We start from the raw sequence: 24,261 nt of genomic DNA on the forward strand, positions 1-24,261 counted from the left end.
ACGAGCATATCGAAAGTCGTCATAAATCCGTCATCATCCTTCGATGGTTGACAAGCCAATATGAGCCGCCCAAAATGACCGTTCTTCGCAGTATGCTCTGCTTTTTGAGGAATTTAACCGCGTGAACGTTCGCGAAATTATAGATCCATTTGAACAAAATCATCCGTGCGGAGAAAACGTGCGGATTAATACTTCATCACGTGAAATATACTATAGAATTAAGGACGCGAGAAACGCCGCACGTACAGCCGAACGTAGTATTTCTCCGGGCGACACTATTGCGCTTGCACCTGCCTGGCATGATGTTAGCAATCTTGGATTGCAGATCCTTTCTTCCAGAAGCAAGGACATCGAAGTATTGGCCTGGCTGGCGGAAGCGCAGTTACGGCTGCGCGGCTTCTCAGGATTGCATGATGTTTACGTCGCAACCGTGTCGCTTTTAGACAAGTATTTCGACGCTTTGCATTCGATCGGAGACGGCGATATCGAGGAACGGTTCGCGCCCTTCGCGGGCCTGAACGGCGTCGGCGGCGAAGGAACGCTGATCCAGGCTATTCGTTTGACATCGTTGATCCCCGGCGGAAAGTTCGCCCAGTTTTCGCTTTGGGATTTTCAGCTTGCACAGCGGCCGAACGAAGCGGAACGGCGCAAGGAATTGCAGCAGGCGGCGGCAGAAGCCGGTGTCGCTCAGATGTCAGCCCATCTCGGCGTGCTGACCGAGTGCATCGCCGCTTTCGATCGCATGGTCGAAATACTTGACAGACACTGCGGCGACCAGGCGCCACCGAGTTCGAATACACGCAATGTTTTGCAGGAGGCCGCTTCTGCAATCCGGATGCTCGCCGGGATCGAAGAGCCGCTCACCGCTCCTGAAGCCCTTGTCCCGCAGGGGCCCGAGCCGTTGCAGGCAAGCGATGGCAACGGAGCCGGGGCCATTCGCATGCCACCGGTCAGCGCCGAGACGATTCGTTCACGGGAAGAGGCCTTCGAACTTCTGATCGCCGTTGCCCGCTATTTCCGCCGTACCGAGCCCCATTCACCGATCTCCATGTCGATCGAGACGCTGGTGCGTCGCGGCCGGATGGATTTTTTCGAGCTTCTTGCCGAACTGCTGCCCGAACAACACACCCGCAACGCGGTGCTGACGGCAGCCGGCATCCAGCCCGTCACCGACAAGGGAGGCTAGCGAAAGGCCGCAGCATCTCAATTGACAATCCGCCGATGAGACGAAGGAGAATCTCGATGGCAAGTGTGCATGAAAAACTGGAACGGGTTCGCAAGCCGCGAGTCCACATCAAATACGAAGTCGAAACCGAAGGCGCGATGGTGGTGAAGGAGCTGCCTTTCGTCGTCGGCGTGCTCGGCGATTTCTCCGGCAACCCCACGCAGGCGCTCAAGCCTTTCGGCGAGCGCAAATTCGTGCAGATCGACCGCGACAACTTCGATGACGTCATGCGCCGCATGACGCCGGGGCTCACCCTGTCGGTCGAGAACACCCTCGAGAAAGATGGAACCGAGATTCCGGTTTCGCTGAAATTCGAAAGCATGGCCGATTTCGAACCCGGCTCTGTCGTCGATCAGGTGCCGGCGCTGAAGGCCCTGCTCAACGCCCGCAACCAGTTGCGCGACCTGATGAGCAAGGCGGACCGCTCCGAGGAACTCGAGCGCCTGCTCGAGGATATCCTGCAGAACAAGGCCGATCTCTCGCAGCTGGTGGCCCAGCTTGGCGGCGGCAAAGCCGAAGAGGCGAAGGACGTGTTGAACTGAGTGCCTGGGATCGCGGACCGATAGCGGCCCGCGCGCTCAATTCCTGAAAAGTCGTTGTCCGGCAGCCGCCCCTCTCGAAGGGAACCCCTCATGCTTCGAGGGCCGCCGCTTTCGCAAAAAGGATCGATAGATGACCGCCGAATCGCAATTGCAAACAAAGGAAGAAGCCGGGTTCGCGCCTGATGAGAACCTGCTCTCGAAGGTCGTTGCGGCAACCCGCCAGACCGAGCCCGACCGTGCCCAGGACCTTCTGCGCACGCTGACCGATCAAGCCCTGAAGGGCACGGTCACCTATGATCGCAACCTGACGATCACACTGAACAATGCCATTGCCGAGATCGACAAGGCGATTTCAAGCCAGCTCGCGGCCATCATGCAGTCGCCCGAGTTCACCAAACTCGAAGGCGCCTGGCGCGGCTTGAATTATCTCGTCAAGAACACCGAGACCAGCGCCAATCTGAAGATCCGCGTGCTCAACGCATCCAAGCGCGATGTCGCCAAGGATCTGGCAAAGGCCGTCGAGTTCGACCAGTCGCGGCTCTTCAAGTCGGTCTATGAAGACGAGTTCGGCACACCCGGCGGCGAACCGATGGGCGCGCTGATCGGCGACTACGAATTCGACAATTCCTTCGATGACGTCCAGCTTCTGCAGGGCGTCTCGATGATCGCCGCAGCCGCTTTCGCGCCGTTCATCTCGGCCGCCAGCCCGCGCATGTTCGGCTTCGAGGATTTCCGCGAACTGGCCAAACCCCGCGATCTCGAGAAGATCTTCGAGACGGTGGAGTACGCCAAGTGGCGCAGCCTGCGCGACAGCGACGATTCACGCTTCGTGACGCTCGCCATGCCGCGCGTGCTCGCCCGCATGCCCTACGGTCCGAAGACCAGTCCGATCGAAGAGTTCAATTTCGACGAAACCGGCGGCTCCAAGACCGGCGAACTGTCGCACGATTCCTACTGCTGGATGAACGCAGCCTATGTGATGGGCACGCGTCTGACCGAAGCCTTCGCCAAGAACGGCTGGTGCACCGCCATCCGAGGGGCGGAAAACGGCGGCAAGGTCGAAGGGTTGCCGATGCATATCTTCTCGAGCGACGACGGCGATCTGGACCTGAAATGCCCGACGGAAGTCGGCATCACCGACCGCCGCGACGCCGAGCTCGGCAAGCTCGGCTTCCTGCCGCTCTGCCACTACAAGAATACGGACTATGCCGTGTTCTTCGGGGCGCAGACCGCACATAAGCCGAAGCTCTACGACCGGCCCGAAGCAACAGCCAATGCCGCCGTTTCAGCCCGTCTGCCCTATATGATGGCGACCTCGCGCTTTGCCCATTATCTCAAAGTGATGGGCCGCGATAAGATCGGCTCCTTCATGGAGGCGGAAGATTGCGAGGCCTGGCTCAATCGCTGGATCTCCAACTATGTCAATGCCAATGACGACGCCGGCGAGGAATCGCGGGCGAAATATCCGCTGCGCGAGGCAAAGGTCACCGTACAGGAGATCCCCGGCAGGCCGGGCGCTTACAATGCCGTGGCCTGGATGCGTCCGTGGTTGCAGATGGAGGAATTGACCACCTCGCTGCGCATGGTCGCCCGGATTCCCTCGAAGAACTGATGAAAGCAGGGTCAGGTGTGGTGGGTTCGCCGCCGCGCCTGACCCTTGCGTTCGAACATCTGTGTCAGGTTGACGATGGGTTCCAGCACTGAATGGCGGCGCCGGGCGGATCAGCTGATTACGCTGATCGACGAAGCGCTGAACAGGCAAGTCAATGCCATCCTCCACCATCCCGATTTTCAGGCGATGGAGGCGAGATGGCGAGGCCTTGCCATGCTCGTGCGCGAGGCAAGCCGCAGCGGCGAGGTGAAGGTCAAGCTTCTCAGCGTCAGCTGGAGCGAGCTCGCGCGAAGCATGGAGCGTGCCAGCGATTTCGACCAAAGCCATCTCTTTGAACTGATCTATAGCCGCGAGTTCGGCATGGCGGGCGGCGAGCCCTTCGGCCTGCTGGTCGGCGACTATCATCTTTCTCCCGCCGACCCGGCCGGTGGCGATCCGGTCGGCACGCTGTCGCAGATCGGCATGGTGGCGGCGGCCGCCTTCTGCCCCTTTGTTGCGGGTGCAGCGCCGCAGGCGATCGGGCTTGAAGACTTTCACGAGTTGAACCGGGTCAACGACTTTTCCTGGCTTGCCTATGAGACGGCCCGCATCCGCTGGAACGGTCTGCGTGCACGGGAGGATTCGCGTTTCCTCGGGCTTGTCGCGCCGCGCATCCTGATGCGCTCGCCGCTGACGCCTCATGCGCGCGATCGCAACGACGGCTTTCCATTCCGCGAAAGCATCGCCGCCGACGGCAGTTCGCTTCTTTGGGGCAATGCCGCTTTCGCCTTTGCCACTGTCGTCATCCGAAATTTCATCGTCTCAGGCTGGTTCGCGGATATCCGCGGCGTCACGCAGGATGCTGTCGACGGCGGCCTGCTGAGTGCAGCCGACCTGCCGCCTTATGATTTTGGCACCGAAAGCAACGGACTATCAGCCCAGCCGCCGGTGGAAATCCAACTGACCAGCGGCCAGGAGCAGCAGCTTTGCGATCTCGGCATCATCCCCGCCGCCACCACCTATCTCTCCGCTTCGGCGATTTTCAATTCCAATCAGTCGCTGCATGCGCCGCCGCACTATTCCAACGAACATGCCCGCCAGAACGCCCGCCTCGCCGCCATGCTGCAATATGTGCTCTGCGCGTCGCGCTTCTCGCATTATCTCAAGGTCATCATGCGCGACGAAATCGGCCAGCTTTCGGATGCGATCTCGATCGAGCGGAAGCTGGCGGACTGGCTGACCGCCTATACGCTCGGCAATGACGATGCCGACATCGCATTGCGCACCCGCTTTCCCCTGCGCTCGGCCGGCATCAGCGTCGCCGAGATTCCGGGCAAGCCCGGCAGCTTCTCCTGCACCGTCCGGCTGCAGCCGCATTTCCAGCTCGATGACGTTGCCACCAGCTTCCATCTCGTCGCCGAGACCGCGACCACCGGCCAGACCCCGAGCCGCCCCATTGCCATACCCGAGAGGATGTCCGCATGACGCTTTCCGCCAGCATCGCCCAATCGCTCAGCGACGACGCCCTCGATGACGCGATCGAGGAGGTCAAGGCGCATCTGAAGATCAAGCCCTCGGATCAGGAGGCGCGGCATCTCTATATCGATCTTCTCGTGCTTGCCGGGGATTATCAGCGTGCGGACAATCAGTGCAGCCTTGCGGCCACCCTCTGTCCCGACGCGACGATGGGCTTCGCCTTGCTGCGTAATGAGCTTCGGGCAATGGCGGCGCGTGACGCCTGGTTTACGAGCAGCGCCCTGCCGGAATTTCCGCAGGGGCCGAGCGAGCTCGACAAGCTCGCCGTCCGCCTCGGCATCGCCCATCGCGGCGGGGATGCGGATGAGGCGAGGACCGCGCTCGCTGCGCTCGAGAACCTGAGGGGCGAGCGCCCACTGATCTGGAACGGCAGGGCGGTCTCTGATTTCCGCGATCTCGACGACCGCACGCCGCACGCTCTCGAAGTCATCATGACCGGCGGCGCCTATCTCTGGATCGATTTCGCCAAGATCGCAGCTCTGTCGATAGAGCCGATTGCCCGTCCGCGGGATCTCGCCTTCCGCCGCGCCGAGCTCTCGCTGATCGACGGCGCGGCCGCGTCGGTGCTTCTGCCTGCGGTTTATCATGGCACCGGCAAGGATGCGACGCTGAGGCTCGGCCGTGAGACCGAATGGATCGAGGAACCCACGGGCATCACCACCGGCCGCGGCCAGCGCTGCTACCTCGCTGGCGACGAACTGGTTTCCTTCCATGACACCCAAAGTCTGGAGATCGTGCCGGCAACGGCTGCCGGCAGGCAGGTTGCGCATGGCTGATCCGCTCGAACGCTACCGGCTGCGCGACCGCGTCCTTGCCCGCTCGATCCTCGACAGGTTGATCGACGAGGCTCCGGATCGCGCCGTCGATCCGCCGATGAGCCTCGTCGATCAGGTCCGCGACGTCAGGGAGGCGATCCGCCGCGATCTCGAAGCGCTGCTCAACACGCGGCGCTGCCCGACCACGCCGCCGACGGCACTTTCCGAACTCAAGGACGCCCTGGTGAGCTATGGCGTCGACGGCGTCGTCTCGGCAAATCTGATGACCGACCAGGCCAAGCTCAAGCTGGCGCAAGCGATCGAGCGGCGGATCGCGCTTTTCGAAACGCGCCTTTCCGATGTCAGGGTGACGATCCTGAAAAGCCAGACGATGACCGAACGAGCGCTGCGCATGCGCATCCAGGCGACCTTCCGTCTGCATGAAGGCATGCCGCCGATCAGCTTCGAGTCGACCATCGATCCCTCGACCCAGCGCTTCCTCGTGGAGGCAGCGCATGGCTGAAGGTTTTCTGCACCGTTACAATGAGGAGTTGCTGGCGCTGCGCCGCCGGGCCGCACGTTTTGCCGACGCCTTCCCGAAGATCGCCGGCCGCCTGCGCATGACGGGAGACGTCGCCGACGACCCGCATGTGGAGCGCCTGATCCAGAGTTTCGCCTATTCGGCCGCCCGGGTCCGCCAGAAGCTGGACGACGAGTTTCCCGAACTGACCGACAGCCTGCTCGAAACGCTCTATCCCCACTACCTCTCGCCGCTGCCCTCGATGAGCATCGTCAGGTTCCGACCGAGCGATACGCTCGCCTCGGTCCAGACAGTGCCGCGTCATACGGAAATTCTGGCCGAGCCAGTGCGAGGGGAGGCCTGCCGTTTCCGCACCACGCAGGATGTCGAGATGGCGCCGATCGGGATCACCGGTGCAGCACTTTCCGGCCAGCCGATCAATGCGCCGCTTTCGCCCTATGTCGGCGTTGCCGGCTGCCTCAGGCTCTCCATCCGCAGCCTCGATGCCCGAAAGCCCCTCGGCAGCCTCGGCGTGAACCGGCTGCGCCTGCACATTCCCTCCCCCTGGCAGCAGGCGGTGGCGATCTACGAACTGCTTGCCAATCACACGCTCGGCATTGCGCTCGCCAAACATGCGGACGACCGGTCGCCGGTCTTCCTGCCGGCGGGGAATCTCAAACCGGTCGGCTTCGAGCCCGAAGAGGCCATGCTGCCCTATCCGGCGCCGAGCTTTGTCGGCTACCGGCTGCTGACCGAATTTTTCGCTCTGCCACGGAAGTTTCTTTTTCTCGACATCGAGGGACTCGATGCCTGGCGCGGCGAGACGCTGGAGCTCTTCGTCTACCTGAGGGACAGCGACGCCAAACTCGAGCGAGCGGTGTCGGTCCGCGACTTCGCGCTCAATGCGACGCCTGTCGTCAACCTCTTCCGCCAGGTCTGCGAGCCGATTGCCATCGACGGCACCCGCACCGAATACCGTCTCCTGCCGGACGCGCGGCGCCAGAAGACCCGCGAGATCTATTCGATCGATCGCGTTCTCCTGACCGGATCGCGCGGCCAGGAGGAATTCTGCCAGCCGTTCTTCGGACGCTCGCAACGGGCAGGCGCGAGCCCGACCTATTGGCAGGCCTATCGCCGTTTCGACGAAGACGACAGGACCAGCGACATGGACATCGCCTTCGTCGATCGCCAGCGCCGCTCCGCCGGTCCCGTCGATGCGGTCGCGAGCGTCGATACGCTCTGCCTCAATCGCGACCTGCCGGAACAGCTCCCCTTCGGCGGCGGCCATCCTTTCCTGCAGCTCGCCTCCGGCCATGAAGCGGTCGCAAGTGTCGAAGCGCTGATCCCGCCGACGCCGTCGGTGAGGATGAACGATCAGGAGGGCCGAAACTGGCGGCTGATGTCGCATCTCATTCTCAATCACCTGTCGCTCTTCGACAATGACGGCGCGGCGCTGAAGGACATCCTGTCGCTCTACGCCTTCCGGGACAGTCCCGAGACCAAGCAGTTCGGCGATGCGCTCGTCCGGATCAAGGCGGGCAACTCGACCGCCCGTCTCGGCAGCGGCGGCATGGTGCCCGGTACCGAGATCGCGCTCGAATTCGATCCGGCCGCCATCGACCGGCCCTCGGCCTTCCTGTTCGGCAGCGTGCTCGACCGTTTCTTCAGTCTCTATACCTCGGTCAACAGCTTCACCCGGCTGACCATCGGGATGAAGGGGCAGTCGAGGCCGATCGCCCGATGGCCGGCACGCGCCGCCGAACGCCCGCTGCTCTGAGGAAGGATCGCTCTCAAATCATGGATCTCCCCGTCGCCCGCCAACCAGACGCCCTTGCCGATCTGCTCGAACGCGACCCCGGCCGCTTCGAGCCGGTGACGGCGTTTCGCGTCGCGCAGGCTTCGGTGGAGGAAGGGCGGTTGGATGTCGCCTCCCACGTCGGCGTCTCGCCGGCGCCGCTTGCGGTCAGCGGATACCGGCGCAAGGGCGGCCGGGCCGTCATCCGCAGCGCGCTTGCCGGTCTCGTCGGCGCGCTCGGCTCGATGCCGTCGGCCTATAACGAACTTGTCATGCGCGAGGAGCGCAACAGGTCACGGGCGCTGGCCGGCTTTTTCGACCTGTTCGGTGCGCGGATGGCGGAACTCTTCACCGACGCCTGCGAGAAATACCGCATCGCCCGGCGGCTGCGCTGGGGCGGCACGTGGGCAAACAACGCCTTCGTCACCACGCTCCTGTCGCTCACCGGTTTCGGCACCAAGCGTCTCGTCGAAAAGAGCGGCGTCGACGAAGAGCTGATCCTGCGTTTCTCCGGCTTTTTCGCCGCGCGCAACCGCAATGCTTCCAATCTGCGCGCCATGCTGCGCGAATTCAGCGGCCTGCCGGTGGAGATCGAATTGTTCCGCGGCCGCTGGCTGACCATCCCGGTGGAGGAGCGCAGCCGCATGGGCCAGCCGCAGGGCGTCCAGCTTGGGATCAATGCGACGGCGGGTGCAGCCATCCACGATTTCAGCGGCGGCTTTCGCATCGTCATCGGTCCGCTCGGCTATGCCGACTACCTGCAGCTTGCGCCGGGCGGCCGCGCCATCACCGAGCTCTTCGCCCTGACGCGGCTCTATGTCGGCGCCGCACTCGAATTCGACATACAGGCGATCCTGAAAAAGGAGGACGTTCCCTTCTGCCAGCTCGGACAGGTAGGCGATCCGCCGCGCTTGGGCTGGAACAGCTGGGCGAGGGTCGCGCCGGCGGCAAAGGACAGCGGCGATGCGGTGATCGTCGAGCGCCTGTCGGTCCAGGCGCGGTGAGGAGACGAAGATGCGGCTTGAACTGAAAGAGATCACCAGCGACGCGATGGCGCCAGGCCAGCCGAAATGGTTCTTCGAACGCGGCCGGCGAACGCTCGGCCGGGCGCCCGATTGCGATTGGCGGCTGCCGGAGGATCGGCGCTCCATCTCCAAGCTCCATTGCATCATCGAGCGCGACCGCGAAGGCTTCCTGCTGCGTGACCAGAGCGCAAACGGCTCCCGGGTCAACGGCATCGCCGTGCATGAAGGCCAGATCGTGCGGCTTTCCGACAGGTCGCGGCTGGAGATGGGCGGGCTTGCCTTTTCCGTCCACATATCAGGCGACAAGGACCGCGAGATCGAGGATCCCGATGCCGCTCTCATGCTGAGCGACGAACCGCTGACCATCTCCGCAATCCTGGCCGATATCGCTCCGGGCGGCCATACCGCAAACGGCATCCTTGGCGAGCGTGCGGTCGATGATTGGGGTCTTCCCGAAAAGGCCGGGAAAATCGGAACGGCCTCATCCCGCAGTGTCGAGATCGGCTGGAGCGGCCCGGAGATCCGATCAGCCACCCAGCTTCTGCCGGAAGACTGGAATGTGGAGGAGACCGAATACGGCAGCCACCTGGAACATGGGGCCGCCACCCATGTCTCCGTGCCGATCGCCCAGCGCCGGCCGGCGCCGGTGATCGGGATCATCAACGACAACGATCCGCGGCCCGAACCGGAGCCCGAGGGATTTCCGGCGCTGGCGATCGGCCGGCCCGACGCCTTCGCCGATCGTCTGGAGCCGCTGCTTGTCCGGCTCGAGCAAGCCATCGAGAATAGTTATGCGGTTTTCGAGATGAACGCGCCATCCTCCGACGGCGAGCAGGATTTCCTGGCCGGCGGCAGAGAGGAAGCGCTCCTTGCCCGCTTCGAGACCATGCTTGGGCAGCAGCTCAAACTCAATTCCACGCTCGAGGCTCTCGTTCAGGCGGCAGGCCGGCTGGAGCCGCGCATCATCGAGGCGCGGGTCGAGACCGGCGCCTGGCGCCTGCCCTGGCGCCGGGACCAGGCCTATTGGCAGGCTTACCGGGCACTATTCGAAAAAGACGGCGAGAGCCGCTCGATCCATGACGTGTTCCGCGATGCGATGTCAGGCGCGGTGGACGGCATGCAGGCAGGGCCTCGTCCGCAAGACAGGCAGGAAGGAAAAGACACGCGTCATGAGGAATGAGAACCGGGTGGCCTGGAGCGAAGGCATGTTCCTTCGCGTGCAGCATTTTCAGCAGGCGGACCGCTGGACGGAGCGGCTCGTGCGCAGCGCGACGCACGGCCTGTCGCCCTATCCCTGGGGCGTGGCCGAGATCGGCATCGACCGCGGCGCATTGGCGATCGGCCAATTCGCGCTGTCGAACCTGCGCGGCGTCTTGCCCGACGGAACGCCGTTCGAAGCCCCCATCGATACCGATCTGCCGCCGCCGCTCGATCTCGACGAGAACACCAAGAATACGATCATCTATCTGGCGCTTCCCGCCCGCCAGCCGGGCAAGGCCGACGTGGCGCTGAACGGTGGCGCCGCACGCAACAGCGTCCGTCTCGTCGCCTCGCCCTACGAAGCGCCCGATGCCAATGTCGAGACCGACTTCATGGCGCCGATCGATGTCGGCCGCCTCAGCCTGCGTTATCTCCGGACCGGCGACGAGCTTGCCGGTTACGAGCTCATCGGACTTGCCCGCATCATCGAGGTGCGCTCCGACCGGGCCGTGATCCTCGATCCGGACTATATCGTGCCGAGTCTCAACTGCACGGCCGCGGGACGGCTGAACGAATTGATCACCGAACTGCTCGGCATCGTGCGCCACCGCGCGGAGGCGATCGCCGAACGGATCGGCGACCCCACCATTCGAGGAACGGCGGAGGTCGGCGACTACCTGCTCTTGCAGATCCTCAACCGCGCCGACCCGATGCTGAAACATATTTCGGCGAATGCGACGCGGATCCACCCCATCGTCTTCTACGAAAACTGCATCCAGCTTGCCGGCGAGCTCGCCACCTTCACGACAGACCGCAAACGCGCCAGCGACTTCCCGCCCTACCGGCACGACGACCTGAAGGCGACCTTCGCCGCCGTCTTCGACGATCTGCGCGCTTCGCTGTCCTCCGTGCTCGAACAGGCGGCCGTGGCAATCGAGCTGGCCGAACGCCGGCATGGTGTCAGGATCGGCACGATCAACGACCGTTCGCTGCTCAGAGATGCCGGATTCGTGTTGGCGGTCCGGGCCGAGATGCCGGCCGAGGACGTGCGCCGCAAGCTGCCGGCGCAGATCAAGGTCGGCCCGGTCGAGCGCATCGCCGACCTCGTCAACGTGGCGCTGCCGGGCATTCCCGTGCGGCCGCTGCCGGTGCTGCCGCGCCAGCTCCCCTATCGCTCCGGCACCATCTATTTCGAACTCGACACCAAAAACCCGCTTTGGAAACAACTCGACACTTCGGGCGCCATCGCCGTGCATCTTGCCGGCGATTTCCCCGGGCTTGAAATAGAATTGTGGGCCCTCAGAGAATGAAGACCGAACCCGCCTCCACCTGGCAGAACCTGCCGACCATCGTCGAACTCACCGAGGATGGCACTCGGAAAAAGCAATCCGCCCGCAAGATGGCGGAGATGCTGGATGACGTCCTCGACTTTCCCGAAAGTGAGGCAGGAAAGCCGCCGGTGGGATCACCTCCGAAGAGCGCCGCGTCCATCGAAACCCTCGTCCGGGATTTTCGCTTCGGCGCCGACGACGTGCCGACGCTGGTACGCTCGGCCGCACCGCTGCTCAACCTCGCCCATGCCCTGCGCTACACGGAAGAACAGCCCGAGATCGACGCTTTGCGCCAGCTGGCGATCGAAGCCGTCGGCCGCTACGAGCGCGATCTGGCGAGCGCCCGCATCAGCCCCGAGCGCGCGCGCGCCGCCCACTACGTCGTCTGCGCGACGGTCGACGATGTCGTGCTCAGCAAGGCCTGGGGCGTTCGCGCCGGCTGGGCCCGCTCGGGTCTCGTTTCCACCTTCCATATGGACGTGACCGGCGGCGAACGGGTATTCGACCTGCTCGATCATTTCCAGCAGAGCCCCGGCGCCAACAAGGACCTGCTGCTGCTCATCTATCTCTGCCTGTCGCTTGCCTTCGAGGGCCGCACCCGCGTCTCGGCGCGCGGCGGGCTGGAGCTCGGCCGCATCCGCGACAGTCTCTACAAGACGTTGCTCGGCCAGTACGGCGTGTTCGAACGGGAGCTGTCTCCCCATTGGAAGGGTGTTTCGGCCCGGCATCAGCCGCTGCGCACCGCGGCCGCGATCTGGACGCTGCTTTCGCTTCTGACCCTGATCCTGGCGTTCGGCTATCTGTTCTTCACGCTCTCGCTCAATCGCGCCTCCGACGGAACCTTCGAGCGGCTCGCCAAGCTGCCGCCGCGTGATATGCCGAGCGTGCTGGTCAAGGTGCCCGAACCGCCCCCTCAGCCGCCGCCTGTTGTCGTCGCCGAAACCCCGCCGCCGCCGCCACAAGTGAAACCGCCGAGCCGGCTCGACAATCTGCTCGCCTTCCTTCAACCGGAGGTCGAGAAGAAGCTGGTCACGCTTTCGGACTCGAATGGCAGGCTGCTGGTCCGGATCAGCAATTCCGGCCTGTTTGCCACCGGCAGCGCGGAGGTCAGCCAGAAATTCCACGATCTTCTCCAGCGGATCGGCGGCGCGCTGGCCGCAGAGAATTTCCGCGCCGTGGTGGTGGGCTACACGGACAATGTGCCGATCCGCACCGTCCAGTTCCCCTCCAACTGGCACCTTTCCGAAGCCCGCGCCAAGGCGGTGGGCGAAATCCTCAGTTCGTTCACCGGGCCGGGCGCGATCCTGACCGAGGGGCGTGCCGACACCGATCCGATCGCCGGCAACGATACGCCGGAGGGCCGGGAGATGAACCGTCGCACTGAGATCCTGGTGCTAACCGATCCGAGCGAGCGGCTGAGCGATGCGGGTATGACGACACCGCGCCGGGCCGACATGCCGGATGACCCGACGGCGCCTGCTGCAGGAGGTGGTTCGCGATGAACCCGCTCAGTTATTTCTATACGCTGCGCTCCTATGTGGAGGCCTATGCCGGCCTCCTCGGCCGGCGCTTCATCTCGATCATCTGGGTGGCGGCAATCTGCGTCGTCATCTGGTTCTACGGCTATCTCGCCGCCTATGGCGATTTCAAGCCGCTGGCGAGCGCCAGTGCGCGGCTGACGCTGATCGGCATCATCATCGCCGCCTGGTTTGCTTATCTCGTCTTCACCACCATCCGCGACCGCCGCCGCGACAAAAAGCTCGTCGAAGGCATAGAGCGGGACGCGGAAGCCGAAGCGGCGGCCAGCCAGCAAGCCGAGGTGGGTGAGATCCACAATCGGCTCAAGGAAGCGCTGCAGCTGCTGCGCCGCATCACCAAGAAGCGTTTCGGCTATATCTACGAGCTGCCATGGTACGTCATCTTCGGCGCGCCGGGTTCCGGCAAGACGACGGCGCTCACCAATTCCGGCCTCAAATTCCCCCTCGGCGATGCGCTCGGCAGCAATTCGGTGCAGGGGATCGGCGGCACGCGCAACTGCAATTGGTGGTTCACCGACGAGGCCATCCTCATCGACACGGCTGGCCGCTATACGACGCAGGACGATCTGAATGGCGCCGCCAAGGCCGGCTGGGAAGGATTTCTCGGCCTGCTACGCAAATACCGGCGTTCGCAGCCGATCAACGGCGCGCTGGTGACGCTGTCGATCGGCGATCTCCTGACGCGCGATCCGGAGGCACAGCGCGAGGAGGTCAGGGCGATCCGCCAGCGGCTTTCCGAGCTCGACGAACTCCTGCATGCCCGCGTGCCGGTCTATCTGCTTTTGACCAAGGCCGATCTCCTGACCGGCTTCGTGGAATTCTTCGACGGTTTCAACAAAAGCGATCGCGAACAGGTCTGGGGCACGACCTTCGGCCTCGACGAAAGCTACAAGGCGGCAAACCTGCCGGAACGCTTCATGGAGGAATTCACCCTGCTGCAGCAGCGCGTCGACGCCATGCTGATCGAACGCCTGCAGCAGGAACCCAATCCGGAGCTGCGCGGCCGGATCTTCCGCTTTCCGGCCGAACTCACCTCTTTGAAGGAGCGTCTGCACGAGGTCGTCACCGAGCTTTGCTCGGGTTCGAAACTGGTGGAGGCGCCGCTCTTGCGCGGCATCTATTTCGCTTCCGGCACCCAGAGGGAGGAGACGGTCGCCGTTCCCCGCATGCGACGCAGCTATTTCCTCCCGCGTCTCTTCAAGGAGGTGATCTTCGGCGAAGCCTCGCTGGTCGCCCGCGACAAGCGGCTTTCCGGCCGGCAGCTCCTCTTCCGCCGCGCCGCCTATGCGAGCGCGGTGCTGTTGCTGGCCGTCGTGCTGACAAGCTGGACGGCCACCTATATCCAGAACACCACCGCGCTCGCCGCCGCCGAAAGGCGCATAGACGCCTATGAGCAACTGGCGCGCGGCGTGCCGGTTCGCGACGTTTCGGATGCGGATTTCCTGCGTATCCTGCCGGCGCTCGACAATCTCGCCGCCGTCACCACCGACTTTTCGAAGACCCGCGTCTGGCCGGTGAGCCTCGGCCTCGACCAGGAAGGCAAGGTCGCCAGCCGCCAGCGCGAGGCCTATCAGCGGGCGCTGAACGCGCTGCTCCTGCCGCGCATGCTGGTGCAGCTCCAGAAGGACATGGGCGAAACCACCGACGTCACCCGAACCTTCGACGCATTGAAGCTCTACGGCATGCTCGGCGGGCTCGGTCCCATGGATGCAGACTTCGCCTCGCTTGAGGCGGAGGACATGTTCACGAAACTCTACCCCGACGAAGGCAGGGCCGCGGCCCGGCAGGCGTTGATCGCCCATGCCAATGTGATGGCGCGCGGCGCACTGCCGCCGATCGAGCTGGACAAGAGGTTGATCGCCAAGGCGCGCGACATCATCCGCTCTGAGAATATCGCCAGCCGCGCCTATGACATCCTGGCGGAATATCGCGAGTCCCGCGCCCTTCCCGCCTGGAGCCCGGCAGGCGCGCTCGGGCCGCTCGGCGAACAGGCTTTCGAGAGAACCTCCAAGGCGCCGCTCAGCGAAGGCATTCCCGGCCTTTTCTCCGCAACCGGCTACCGCACCGTCGTTCTCACCGGGATCACCGACGCCGCGCGCGCGGCGCTCGACGAGCAATGGGTCCGCGGCGATCCCAATCCTGCCGGCGTGACGGTCGATACGGTCGCCCAGGCGACGCTGCAGCTTTACTTCGACACGTTCGAGCAGCGCTGGTCGACGATCCTGGCCGATATCAGGGTAAAACCTTCCCAGACGATCGGCGATGCGGCAGAAACCACCCGCATCCTGGCGGGCAAGCCCGGTCCGGTCGAGACGATCACCAAATCGATCGTCGCCACCACCGATCTGCGTGGACCCGGCGCGGAAATCGCCTCGGCCGCCAGCGACAGCCTGCCCGCGTCGACCACCGCGCTTGCCAGCGCGGCGAATGCACCCGACCCGTTCGGCCGTCTGCGCGAAGCGCTGAAGGCGCCTGCCGGCCAATCGCCGCTTGCCGAGCAGCCGAAGGATGCGCCGCGATCGGAGATCGGGCAGCTCGAGCCGATCCTGCAGAGAGTGCAGGAGCAGCTCTCGCGCGCCACGACCTCCACCGCCGAAGTCGCGAAAGTCTTCGACGTCGACAGTCAGCTGACAGACGCAAATCAGGACCTGCTGCAGCAGGCCCGCAAGCTGCCGGCGCCGGTCGACAGCTGGATGGCCGGGCTGGCTGCGGATGTCGGATCGCTGGCGGTCAAATCCGCCCGCTCACGCATCAACGACGCATGGGCGGCCGAAGGCGCAGGCTTCTGCTCGAACGTCGTCACCGGCCGTTATCCCTTCGACCGGAAATCCCCGCGCGACGTGGCGATGAGCGACTTCATCAGGCTTTTCGGGCCGGAGGGACTGTTCAAGACCTTCTTCAAGGAAAAGCTCGAAGCCTTCGTCGACACCAGCGCGTCGCCATGGGGCTGGAAGGGCACCTTCGGCGCAGCGAGCATTCCAAGCACGGCGATCGCCCAGTTCGAAAATGCCGACAAGATCAACCGCGCCTTCTTCCCGGCCGGTAGCGACAACCCGTCGATTACGATCAACGTCAAGCCGGTATCACTGACCGAGGCGGCCAGCGCCGTGATGCTGGAGATCGAAGGCGAACGCGTGGTCTATTTCCACGGCCCGATCCAATCGAAATCGATCACTTGGCCGTCGACGGAAGCAAGCAATGCTTCCCGCCTCGCCTTCCAGCCGGGTGGCTGGCAGCAGGCCTTGACGGAAAATGGCGATTGGTCGCCCTTCCGGCTGTTCGACGATGCCGACATCGCCATACAGGGCGACGACCTGTTCCGGGCGAAATTCCAGCAGGACGGCCACGCGGCGGAATTCGACGTTCAGTTCGGTTCGGTGCTCAATCCATTCCGGCTGGAGGCGCTCGGCGCCTTCTCATGCCCGGCACAATTCTGACCGGTCTGATATGAACGAGCGCGCCGCCCTGGACCGAAGCCCGAGCGAAACCGACAGGATCGGCTTCTTCGGCAAGCTGCCGAGCCACGGCGATTTCGTCTCGATGGGGCTCGGCCGCGGCCTGCAAACAGCACTCGACGCCTGGCTGCAATCGGGATTGCAGGCAGCGCAGCAGGACCTCGGCGAGGATTGGGAACGCCGGTTTCGCCTCATGCCGGCATGGCGTTTCATCATCGAGCGCGGCCTCTGGGGACCGGCAACCGTCGCCGGCGTCCTGCTTCCCAGTCTCGACCGCGTCGGGCGCAGTTTTCCGCTAGTCATCGCGGCACAGCTTCACGGCTTTGCCGAGCATCCGCGCCAACTCTATCTGGACGATACGTGGTTCACGGCGGCCGAAGCGATCGCCGAAAGCTCGGCCAAGCGGGATTTCGAGATCAACCATTTCACCGCAAGCCTGAAGCGGCTGAGGAGCTTGCGGCCGGCCGATCTCGCGGAAAACGAGACGCTGCAGAACAGAGCGTCCAGCCGCGGCACGATCTGGTGGCGGATCGACCCCGAGGAGCGGCGGGCCAAGGGATTTGGCGTCACTGGTGCCCCGGAACCTGCTCACTTCGCAAAGCTGCTGCGCGAGAGTGCCAGTGTGGTTTCAACGGCGCCGCAGCCAGAAACAGTCGCGACACCGCGTCCTGTTGTCGTCGAACCGCATCCTCCTCTGGTGCTCCGGCACAGCCATGCCACGCATGCCGGAACAAGGCTTGCCGTCAACGCCGATGCGCTGCTCGTCTCGGAAACGCCCTCGCTCTTTGCCATCGCCGATGGCGTGGGTGCCGACAACACCGCGGCCGAAGTCGGCAAGATCGCCGTTCACGTGCTGGCCGAAACGGCGAAGCAGCAGACGATCGAAGCGCTGGTGCAGGAGGTCAAGGGCAAGCTCGGCCGCGCCCACGGCCTGCTTCAATCGGCCTATCATTCCTCCGATCGCGAGCCGTCGGCCGCCAGCATCGTCGTGCTGGCCACGCTTGGGGACAGCTGCGCCTTGCTCTGGGTCGGCGATGCCCGCTGCTATCTCTTACGGGACGGCATGATGCGCTGCCTCACCCGCGACCATGTTGAGATCGGCCTGCGGCGCACGCTCTCGCGCGCCATCGGCATGCGGGGACATCTCATCCCCGAAGTCCGTTTCGGCGGACTGCAGGCCGGCGACCGGCTGCTGCTCTGCAGCGCGCCGCTGCCGAATGCGATCCCTGAACGCGGCATCGCCGAAATCCTGCTTTCCGCAAAGATCGAAAAGGCGGCCGACATCCTCGTCCACGAGGGCCTGATCGCCAATTGCCGTGACAATCTCAGCGCCATCGTGATCGATGTGAAGACCGATGAGCCGTGAACCTCCGGACGCGGATTTCGAGGAGATCGCGCGACGTTTCTCCCATCTCTGGCAGGCCTTGAATGCCAGGGCGGACAGTCCGTATCCGCTCGAGACCCGGCAGATGCTGGTCGACCGGGTCCGGGATGCGCTCGATCGAGGCGAGGCCCGCCTCAGCGATACCGATCCCGGGGTCATCGCCAACAGCTTCGCGCTCGAGGCGCTGGTCCATGACGGCGCGCTGACCCAAATCTATCGTGCCCGCCATCGTGATCTCGGAACGCTTCATGCCATCAAGCTGCCGCGGCCCGAGCACGCCGATGACCCCGTGCTGAGGAAGCTCATGCTGCGTGAAGCCGAGATCGGCACAACGCTCCGTCACCCTCATATCGCTGAAACACAAGCGGTTCTGCGCCTTGCCGACGGACGCCCGGCCCTGGTCATGGAATGGCTCGGGAGACGGCTTGCGGATCGCTTGCAGGAACAACCGTTATCTCCGGATGAGGTCATCTCGATCATAATTTCGGCGCTGTCCGGGCTGGGCGCCATCCATGCCGCCGGCACCGTGCATTGCGACCTGTCGCCGCTCAATCTTCTCCTTGCCGATGGCGACCTCTCCCATTTGAAGATCGCCGATTTCGGCATCGCGATCAAGGTCGGGTGCCGGCACGGGCAACTCGATCTCGCCTTCGCCGGCCAACCGGATTTCGTGTCTCCGGAACAAATGGCCGGTGAATCGCTCGACGGCCGATCCGATCTCTATGCCGCTGGACTTCTGCTGTCCCTGCTCCTGCATCATTGCGACGAGGAAGGCGAAGAGCTTCAGGCTTTAGAGGCGTTGGCGATCTGCCTGTCACAGCACAATCCTGAAGACAGGCCCGAGAATGCGAAAGCCGCCTTGCATCTGCTCGGCGGCCTCGCGAAACGTCCAGTCGGCGCTTAGTTGCCGCTCGATCCGGGGATCGGCGCTGCGGCCGTCGGCACGCTCTTCTGGTAGACGTTGAAGAGCTTGGCAAAATCCACCAGGCTGGCGTTGCTGGCGTAGATGATATCGCCATCCATCATCTGGAACCGCTGCATCAACGCCAGATTGGAAACGTCCTTCAGATTGACCCGGTAAATCACCGGCTTGGTGCGCACGACAGGCGGCGCGGCATTCTTGCCATTTGCGGCTGCAACCTGCGTATAGACCGGCTGGTTGCGCAGCACATAGAAATTGCTTGCATCGGCACGATCGTCGAGCAGGCCGCCGGCGCGCCCGAGCGCCTGGGCCAACGTCAGCTTGCCCGGTTCGAATTCGAACTCGCCGACACTCTTGAAGGCGCCGAAAGCGGTGAAGGTCGGCGAGTCCTTGTCGACATAGATCTGATCATCAGGCAGCAGGTAGACATTCTGTTTGCTGTCATCGATGACGCGCTGGAGCGGCACGGTGGCGCGTTGCTTGCCGCGCATCAGCGTGACGGTCGCCGATCCTGGCGCCGACGATGCACCGCCGGCAAGAGCGACCGCATCGAGCACGCGCTCCTTGCGTGCGCTGAGCGGGAAACGGCCGGCGGAGCGTACATCGCCATTGACGGTGAAACCGCTGGAGGGCCTGTCGACAACGGTGACGACGGCCTGCGGATTGACCGCCGAGCCCTTGAGGCCGGTGACGATGCGCGTCTGCAGGGCTTCCGGCGAGGAATCCACCACCCGCTGCTTGCCGATGAAGGGAAGCGTCACATTCCCCGTCGAATCGACGGTGAACCGGCCGAGATTGAGGGTCTTGCTCTGGGTCGAGGAGAAAAGTCCATCTTCGCCGGGATCGAGGATCGTCACCTCGATGACGTCGCCGCGCCTCAGCTTCGTATCGGCAAATCCACCCGAGCGCATAAGGCTGAGCCCGGGATCCGTGGCCGCATAGGCCAGCGGGGTGACCGCAACCGCACCCATCGGCGCTTCAGAGAGCCTGACCACCGGGATCCGCTCACTACTTTGTGGGGCAGTTGCATTGTAGAAACCACCGGCGGTTGGGCCATCCGATGGCCGGGCGCAGGCACTGAGAACTGCGACAAGGACGAGCGGCGCCAACTTTCGCATCAAGTATCCTTTTGGCAATATTGAGAGAATCGGAAAATATCAGCGGCATGCGACCGAGCAATACCAGTTGCACGCGAAAAATCAATTATGACAGTCCAGAGGTAGGCATGTGTGACTAATTGGCAACCATCAGCCCCTCGGTGGAACCAAATCCTTCGCCCGTCTTTTCGATCGAAATTGGCGTCGACACATGGCGAATGAGCAAATGGCCTTGCGCATCAAACGAATCTACGAGCCGAAGGAAGACAGTGACGGCACCCGCATCCTGGTCGACAGGCTATGGCCGCGCGGGTTGAGCAAGCAGGATGCGGCAGTCGATATCTGGTTGAAGGATATCGCGCCAAGCCCGGCGCTGCGCCGATGGTTTGGCCATGACCCCGCCAAATGGACGGAGTTCCAGCGCCGCTACCGGGACGAACTGGAAGAAAATTCATCGGCCGTCGAAGAATTGAAGCGCCAGATCCGGCAATCGGACGCGACACTTCTCTACGCTGCGAAAGATCTGCGCCACAATCACGCGATCGTCCTCCAGCATTTCATCGGCAAGGACTGACACCGACACCAAACCGTTTCTTCATCTCCGTAATTTCCGGGAACCTTTTCGACGGACCTGCATCCAATGTCCGCTTCAAAGGCGCACACCGCTGCTGCCAGGAGGCATCGTCATATCGACACAAGGGAGACAGACCATGTTGAAAGGAATTCTCGCCGCCGCCCTCATGGCGGCATCCATAAGCACGGCTTCGATCGCCGCGGACCCCAAGCCGACCGATCCTCAGATCGCCCACATCGCCTATACGGCTGGGCAGATCGATGTCACCGCCGCGGAGCAGGCGCTGAAGAAAAGCAAGAACGCCGAAGTCATCGAATTCGCCAAGACCATGGAGCGCGACCACAAGGCCGTCAACGACCAGGCGCTCGCTCTCGTCAAGAAGCTGAAGGTGACGCCCGAAGACAACGCCGTCAGCCAATCATTGTCGACACAGGCAGCAAAGGAACTGAAAACGCTGGAGGCGCTCGACGGCGCGGCATTCGACAAGGCCTATGTCGAAAACGAAGTCGCTTATCACAAGTCGGTCAACTCAGCGCTTGCCAAGATCCTGATTCCTTCGGCTGAGAATAAGGAGCTCAAGTCACTGCTGGAAACGGGCCTGACCCTGTTCAAGGAGCACCAGATGCATGCCGAGCATCTGGCTTCGATGATCAAGTAGACATGGCGATGGGCTCGCTGGTCAAATCGCTGCGGCTCCCGCTGCTGTCTGCGCTGCTTTGGGCAGGCAACGGCGTCGCCTCGGCGGCGGAATATCAGGTCACCATCGCCGGCATGAAATTTGGCTCGCCACCTGCCGAGCTGCATGTCGGCGATGTGATCGTCTGGCGAAACGATGATATATTCCGGCACACGGCAACCGCGCGCGACAAAAGCTTCGATCTCGACCTGCCGCCAAAATCGGAAGGCCGCATGACGCTCAGCCAGGCGGGAGCCGTTGATTTCTATTGTCGTTTTCATCCCGCCATGACGGGCAAACTGGATGTTCGGCCCTAATGCATGTCGCCCGGAAGTGTGCAGCGGTTCCGGGATACCGGCATGCATAAACAAAAGGCTTTAGGGCCGGGCTCCGATCGAAGGACGGCAAGCAAGGGGAGAATTCCCATGACAGCCATTCCGGTACCGGCCGAGCGACACCGGCGGCCAATATCGACACTGTCCGACGCCGAACTCGTACCCCTGGCAAGAATGGGCGACGAGCCTGCCATCCGCGCCATCATTCAGCGTCACAATCGGCGCCTGTTCCGGACGGCGCGCGCCATCATCCGCAATGATGCGGAGGCCGAAGACATCGTCCAGGCCGCCTATATCAAGGCGTTCACCAATCTGGCCACGTTCCGGGGCGATGCACAGTTTTCGACATGGCTGACCCGCATTGCCCTCAACGAGGCGCTGGGGCGCGTGCGGCGGCAAAAGAACACCACCGGACTTGAGGAAATCGACATGCAGACGAGGTGGGGTGGCGACGTATTGCAGTTTCCGTCCTCCCTGTCGGCGACCGATCCGGAAACCGAACTCGCCAGGAGCCAGGCGCGACATCTCCTCGAAAATGCTGTCGACGAACTGCCGGATGATTTTCGCGCTATATTCGTGCTGCGGGATGTCGAAGGCATGGGCACGGACGAGGCCGCATCTTACCTCGGCATAAGGCCGGAAACGGCCAAGACCCGGCTGCACCGGGCGCGAAAGCTGATGCGGCAGTCGATCGAAAAACAGCTTTCCGGTGCATTCTCGGCGCTGTTTCCGTTCGATGGCGCGCGCTGCGCTTTCATGGCCGATCGTGTGATCGCCGCCCTTCGTCACAAGACGCCATGATGTCGGGCAGCCTGTAGAACTGCATCTTGGCCGAGGTGGTCCGGCGCTTAGCGTGAAGGAGTCGGTCCCCATATCTTCTCGACATCATCGAGCATCAGATTTGCTGCGAGAATGCCGCCGGCCGTATTCCAGACGGCATCGCTGACAGTGCCGACTGGTCACCGAGGCGATGATCGCTGACGACTTCGGCGTACAGGCGAGGGTCATCACCGATCCCGTTCACGGCCGGCCGCTTTGCATTCCGCTCCGCCTTGCCGAGAAATCATCCGAGTGAAAGGGGGCGGTTACCCTGCGGCGCCTGTCGATGCAGAACCGGTTTGCAGCGTTCCGCTTAATCTGTCGAGTTCGTCCAGAACCTTTTGGATCCGGGCACGCGCCTGGAGCATTTGTTCCATATCCGGATCTCCGGACAGTACGCCTGCGACGTTGAGGTCGTGAACGTCGATCGAGGTGTTGGGGGCCTGGTTTGGAAATGGGATGATTTCAGCCATGAGCATTCGCTATTCTTGACAATCTGGGAGGATCGGAAACTCTCATGTCTCCAAGTCCGACGGCTCGAGGATCCGGCATGCTTCATTCGCCGATCAACCGGAACATCTTCGCTATTTATTTCAGTGGGTTGCGCCTGTTCGTATGGCTAGTAAACGCCGTATCAGCCTTAACAAACTCTTACTTTAGCGTGCACAGCGGCGCACTTGCCGGCTTTGCTGCGTCTAACGGACAGAGATGCGACAATTGGATACCGCAACCAAAGATTTTATAAATATCATAGGTTGTGATTTTTTCACCTTTATAGATTGCAAATTCTACCAGTGCATATCGAGGACAGCGGCAAGCCAGATCAAAAGGAGAAGGTCGGCTCCTTTATCCTTTGGCAAGCGCCCTTGGTCGGGAGCGGCCTGAATCCGCCGTCCCGACATCGGCTGGATTTTCGACAATCCTGCGAAGGGTTTGCGATGGCAGTTCGCCGAAGCGCTTTCGATATTGACCTGAGAACCGGCCAACATGGGCAAAGCCCCATTTTTGCGCAATGACTCTCACTGATTGCTCGGGATCGGTCGATGAAAGTTCCTGGCGAACGACATCAAGACGCAGATGCTCCAAATAGGCCATCGGCGTCGTCATGCGAAATTTTCGAAAGCCATCCTGCAGGGTCCGGGCACTGACGCCGCATGCTTCAGCAATTTCCTTGAGAGTCATCGCCCGGGAAATATTGCCATGCATGTAGTGGATCGCGCGCTTGACGTGCCATGGAACGGGAGCTTCCCTGTCGCGGGAAAATTCCTGGGAATAGTTGTGCGGTAGGGCGTCGAGGAGAAGCTCGAGCATTGCTCCCAGGACATGACCAAGCGCCGCAGGCGATTTATGGAGGGTTTCACCCGCCAAGCCGTGATGCATGGCCATAGCGAGCCGCGCCAGGTCCAATCCAGGCCCTTGCGACAGATCGATCTCGGTTGCGAATTGGAGACGCTCCCTCAACGAGGCATTCAACCGGGCTTCGATACGCCGGGTCAGTTCGAAGTGGGGCAGCCTAAGGCAAAGATGCGTTCTGGGGCCGGCAATGCGCAGCCGATTGTCCGACAGCCGATCGACGAAGACGCCCTTGTTTTGGATGGACGGCAAATTACGGTCGGCGACCGCGACCATCGCGCTCCCGGTCAGCGGAATGAGAACCATGGCTGTGTCGATCGATGCGGGAAAGTGGATCGAGAAATCGCCGTCATAGCGGCTCGCGATGACCGAGATCCCCCGCGTGCGAACCATATTGACCTGATATTTCGTATTCCGCTGACTTTCCGATCTCACTTGGATTCCGCTGTGCAAACGGGAAAGCGACGTTGAGAATTCCTGCAGATCCGCCCCGGCAAACGACAGATGGTCGAAGGTGTTCCAACTTACGTCCGGCACTCCCGGTTACCTCTGGCCAATGATGAATGTCTGCGTTTGCTGAGAGCCGAG

The 24,261-nt window shown here is 62.7% G+C and carries 21 protein-coding genes; 18 read left to right on the forward strand and 3 right to left on the reverse strand.

The genetic code is table 11. The annotated features are described in order from the left end of the window. Positions 1 to 121 precede the first annotated feature (121 nt). From tssA to FHT79_RS24805, 14 genes are all read left to right on the forward strand, one after another. Positions 122 to 1,186: a type VI secretion system protein TssA gene (gene tssA / locus FHT79_RS24740; RefSeq protein ID WP_183904334.1), complete on the forward strand. Its 1,065-nt coding sequence runs from the start codon at positions 122 to 124 to the stop codon at positions 1,184 to 1,186. Between the two features lie 56 nt (positions 1,187 to 1,242). After that, on the forward strand, positions 1,243 to 1,767 hold the full coding sequence (gene tssB, locus FHT79_RS24745) for a type VI secretion system contractile sheath small subunit (RefSeq protein ID WP_047616886.1): 525 nt from the start codon (positions 1,243 to 1,245) through the stop codon (positions 1,765 to 1,767). A 130-nt stretch (positions 1,768 to 1,897) separates the two neighbouring features. Beyond that, positions 1,898 to 3,379 (forward strand): type VI secretion system contractile sheath large subunit, encoded by a 1,482-nt coding sequence (gene tssC, locus FHT79_RS24750; protein WP_183904335.1) that lies wholly within the window; start codon positions 1,898 to 1,900, stop codon positions 3,377 to 3,379. 75 nt (positions 3,380 to 3,454) lie between these two features. Next, the gene (gene tssC / locus FHT79_RS24755; RefSeq protein ID WP_183904336.1) at positions 3,455 to 4,843 is read left to right on the forward strand and encodes a type VI secretion system contractile sheath large subunit; all 1,389 of its coding nucleotides are present in this window, start codon (positions 3,455 to 3,457) and stop codon (positions 4,841 to 4,843) included. Continuing rightward, positions 4,840 to 5,670: a type VI secretion system accessory protein TagJ gene (locus FHT79_RS24760; protein ID WP_183904337.1), complete on the forward strand. Its 831-nt coding sequence runs from the start codon at positions 4,840 to 4,842 to the stop codon at positions 5,668 to 5,670. The genes tssC (FHT79_RS24755) and FHT79_RS24760 overlap by 4 nt, the downstream gene beginning before the upstream one ends. Beyond that, on the forward strand, positions 5,663 to 6,172 hold the full coding sequence (gene tssE / locus FHT79_RS24765; protein WP_183904338.1) for a type VI secretion system baseplate subunit TssE: 510 nt from the start codon (positions 5,663 to 5,665) through the stop codon (positions 6,170 to 6,172). The genes FHT79_RS24760 and tssE overlap by 8 nt, the downstream gene beginning before the upstream one ends. Beyond that, positions 6,165 to 7,946 (forward strand): type VI secretion system baseplate subunit TssF, encoded by a 1,782-nt coding sequence (gene tssF / locus FHT79_RS24770; RefSeq protein WP_183904339.1) that lies wholly within the window; start codon positions 6,165 to 6,167, stop codon positions 7,944 to 7,946. Before tssE ends, tssF begins: the two co-directional genes overlap by 8 nt. Before the next feature lie 20 nt (positions 7,947 to 7,966). Beyond that, entirely contained in the window at positions 7,967 to 8,968 is a 1,002-nt protein-coding gene (gene tssG, locus FHT79_RS24775) for a type VI secretion system baseplate subunit TssG (protein ID WP_183904340.1), read from the forward strand. Between the two features lie 10 nt (positions 8,969 to 8,978). Beyond that, the gene (locus tag FHT79_RS24780) at positions 8,979 to 10,169 is read left to right on the forward strand and encodes an FHA domain-containing protein (protein ID WP_183904341.1); all 1,191 of its coding nucleotides are present in this window, start codon (positions 8,979 to 8,981) and stop codon (positions 10,167 to 10,169) included. Continuing rightward, positions 10,159 to 11,499 (forward strand): type VI secretion system baseplate subunit TssK, encoded by a 1,341-nt coding sequence (gene tssK / locus FHT79_RS24785; RefSeq protein WP_183904342.1) that lies wholly within the window; start codon positions 10,159 to 10,161, stop codon positions 11,497 to 11,499. The genes FHT79_RS24780 and tssK overlap by 11 nt, the downstream gene beginning before the upstream one ends. Then, entirely contained in the window at positions 11,496 to 13,022 is a 1,527-nt protein-coding gene (tssL, locus tag FHT79_RS24790; RefSeq protein ID WP_183904343.1) for a type VI secretion system protein TssL, long form, read from the forward strand. The genes tssK and tssL overlap by 4 nt, the downstream gene beginning before the upstream one ends. Then, positions 13,019 to 16,495 (forward strand): type VI secretion system membrane subunit TssM, encoded by a 3,477-nt coding sequence (gene tssM / locus FHT79_RS24795; protein WP_183904344.1) that lies wholly within the window; start codon positions 13,019 to 13,021, stop codon positions 16,493 to 16,495. The genes tssL and tssM overlap by 4 nt, the downstream gene beginning before the upstream one ends. Before the next feature lie 10 nt (positions 16,496 to 16,505). Beyond that, positions 16,506 to 17,879, forward strand: coding sequence for a type VI secretion system-associated protein TagF (gene tagF / locus FHT79_RS24800; protein ID WP_183904345.1), 1,374 nt, complete (start codon positions 16,506 to 16,508; stop codon positions 17,877 to 17,879). Continuing rightward, positions 17,869 to 18,801, forward strand: coding sequence for a serine/threonine-protein kinase (locus FHT79_RS24805; protein WP_183904346.1), 933 nt, complete (start codon positions 17,869 to 17,871; stop codon positions 18,799 to 18,801). The genes tagF and FHT79_RS24805 overlap by 11 nt, the downstream gene beginning before the upstream one ends. Here FHT79_RS24805 and FHT79_RS24810 read toward each other — a convergent pair. Then, positions 18,798 to 19,937 (reverse strand): polysaccharide biosynthesis/export family protein, encoded by a 1,140-nt coding sequence (locus FHT79_RS24810; protein WP_183904347.1) that lies wholly within the window; start codon positions 19,935 to 19,937, stop codon positions 18,798 to 18,800. The genes FHT79_RS24805 and FHT79_RS24810 overlap by 4 nt on opposite strands. Positions 19,938 to 20,142: 205 nt before the next feature. Here FHT79_RS24810 and FHT79_RS24815 point away from each other — a divergent pair, with 205 nt between their 5' ends. The 4 genes from FHT79_RS24815 to FHT79_RS24830 all read left to right on the forward strand — a co-directional run bounded on the left by FHT79_RS24815 (position 20,143) and on the right by FHT79_RS24830 (position 22,302). Further along, positions 20,143 to 20,490 (forward strand): DUF488 domain-containing protein, encoded by a 348-nt coding sequence (locus FHT79_RS24815; RefSeq protein WP_047616892.1) that lies wholly within the window; start codon positions 20,143 to 20,145, stop codon positions 20,488 to 20,490. 136 nt (positions 20,491 to 20,626) lie between these two features. After that, on the forward strand, positions 20,627 to 21,148 hold the full coding sequence (locus FHT79_RS24820; RefSeq protein WP_183904348.1) for a DUF4142 domain-containing protein: 522 nt from the start codon (positions 20,627 to 20,629) through the stop codon (positions 21,146 to 21,148). An 8-nt stretch (positions 21,149 to 21,156) separates the two neighbouring features. Next, positions 21,157 to 21,483 (forward strand): cupredoxin family copper-binding protein, encoded by a 327-nt coding sequence (locus tag FHT79_RS24825; RefSeq protein WP_183904446.1) that lies wholly within the window; start codon positions 21,157 to 21,159, stop codon positions 21,481 to 21,483. A gap of 108 nt (positions 21,484 to 21,591) precedes the next feature. Next, a complete protein-coding gene (locus tag FHT79_RS24830) occupies positions 21,592 to 22,302 on the forward strand; it encodes an RNA polymerase sigma factor (protein ID WP_183904349.1) in 711 nt (236 codons plus the stop codon). A 284-nt stretch (positions 22,303 to 22,586) separates the two neighbouring features. Here the strand turns inward: FHT79_RS24830 and FHT79_RS24835 are convergent, their stop codons facing one another. Beyond that, entirely contained in the window at positions 22,587 to 22,793 is a 207-nt protein-coding gene (locus tag FHT79_RS24835) for a hypothetical protein (RefSeq protein WP_246714052.1), read from the reverse strand. A 373-nt stretch (positions 22,794 to 23,166) separates the two neighbouring features. After that, positions 23,167 to 24,210, reverse strand: a complete 1,044-nt coding sequence (locus FHT79_RS24840; protein ID WP_183904351.1) for an AraC family transcriptional regulator — start codon at positions 24,208 to 24,210, stop codon at positions 23,167 to 23,169. Positions 24,211 to 24,261: the final 51 nt, after the last annotated feature.

Source organism: Rhizobium sp. BK212 (genome assembly GCF_014197475.1).
Classification (GTDB): Bacteria; Pseudomonadota; Alphaproteobacteria; order Rhizobiales; family Rhizobiaceae; genus Rhizobium; species Rhizobium anhuiense.

Bases quoted from the DNA above. Each gene is read 5' to 3' on its own strand.
- tssB (WP_047616886.1), top strand. From the start codon at position 1,243: ATGGCAAGTGTGCATGAAAAACTGGAACGGGTTCGCAAGCCGCGAGTC.
- tssC (WP_183904335.1), top strand. From the start codon at position 1,898: ATGACCGCCGAATCGCAATTGCAAACAAAGGAAGAAGCCGGGTTCGCG.
- tssC (WP_183904336.1), top strand. From the start codon at position 3,455: ATGGGTTCCAGCACTGAATGGCGGCGCCGGGCGGATCAGCTGATTACG.
- FHT79_RS24760 (WP_183904337.1), top strand. From the start codon at position 4,840: ATGACGCTTTCCGCCAGCATCGCCCAATCGCTCAGCGACGACGCCCTC.
- tssE (WP_183904338.1), top strand. From the start codon at position 5,663: ATGGCTGATCCGCTCGAACGCTACCGGCTGCGCGACCGCGTCCTTGCC.
- tssF (WP_183904339.1), top strand. From the start codon at position 6,165: ATGGCTGAAGGTTTTCTGCACCGTTACAATGAGGAGTTGCTGGCGCTG.
- tssG (WP_183904340.1), top strand. From the start codon at position 7,967: ATGGATCTCCCCGTCGCCCGCCAACCAGACGCCCTTGCCGATCTGCTC.
- FHT79_RS24780 (WP_183904341.1), top strand. From the start codon at position 8,979: ATGCGGCTTGAACTGAAAGAGATCACCAGCGACGCGATGGCGCCAGGC.
- tssK (WP_183904342.1), top strand. From the start codon at position 10,159: ATGAGGAATGAGAACCGGGTGGCCTGGAGCGAAGGCATGTTCCTTCGC.
- tssL (WP_183904343.1), top strand. From the start codon at position 11,496: ATGAAGACCGAACCCGCCTCCACCTGGCAGAACCTGCCGACCATCGTC.
- tssM (WP_183904344.1), top strand. From the start codon at position 13,019: ATGAACCCGCTCAGTTATTTCTATACGCTGCGCTCCTATGTGGAGGCC.
- tagF (WP_183904345.1), top strand. From the start codon at position 16,506: ATGAACGAGCGCGCCGCCCTGGACCGAAGCCCGAGCGAAACCGACAGG.
- FHT79_RS24805 (WP_183904346.1), top strand. From the start codon at position 17,869: ATGAGCCGTGAACCTCCGGACGCGGATTTCGAGGAGATCGCGCGACGT.
- FHT79_RS24810 (WP_183904347.1), bottom strand. From the start codon at position 19,937: ATGCGAAAGTTGGCGCCGCTCGTCCTTGTCGCAGTTCTCAGTGCCTGC.
- FHT79_RS24815 (WP_047616892.1), top strand. From the start codon at position 20,143: ATGGCCTTGCGCATCAAACGAATCTACGAGCCGAAGGAAGACAGTGAC.
- FHT79_RS24820 (WP_183904348.1), top strand. From the start codon at position 20,627: ATGTTGAAAGGAATTCTCGCCGCCGCCCTCATGGCGGCATCCATAAGC.
- FHT79_RS24825 (WP_183904446.1), top strand. From the start codon at position 21,157: ATGGGCTCGCTGGTCAAATCGCTGCGGCTCCCGCTGCTGTCTGCGCTG.
- FHT79_RS24830 (WP_183904349.1), top strand. From the start codon at position 21,592: ATGACAGCCATTCCGGTACCGGCCGAGCGACACCGGCGGCCAATATCG.
- FHT79_RS24835 (WP_246714052.1), bottom strand. From the start codon at position 22,793: ATGGCTGAAATCATCCCATTTCCAAACCAGGCCCCCAACACCTCGATC.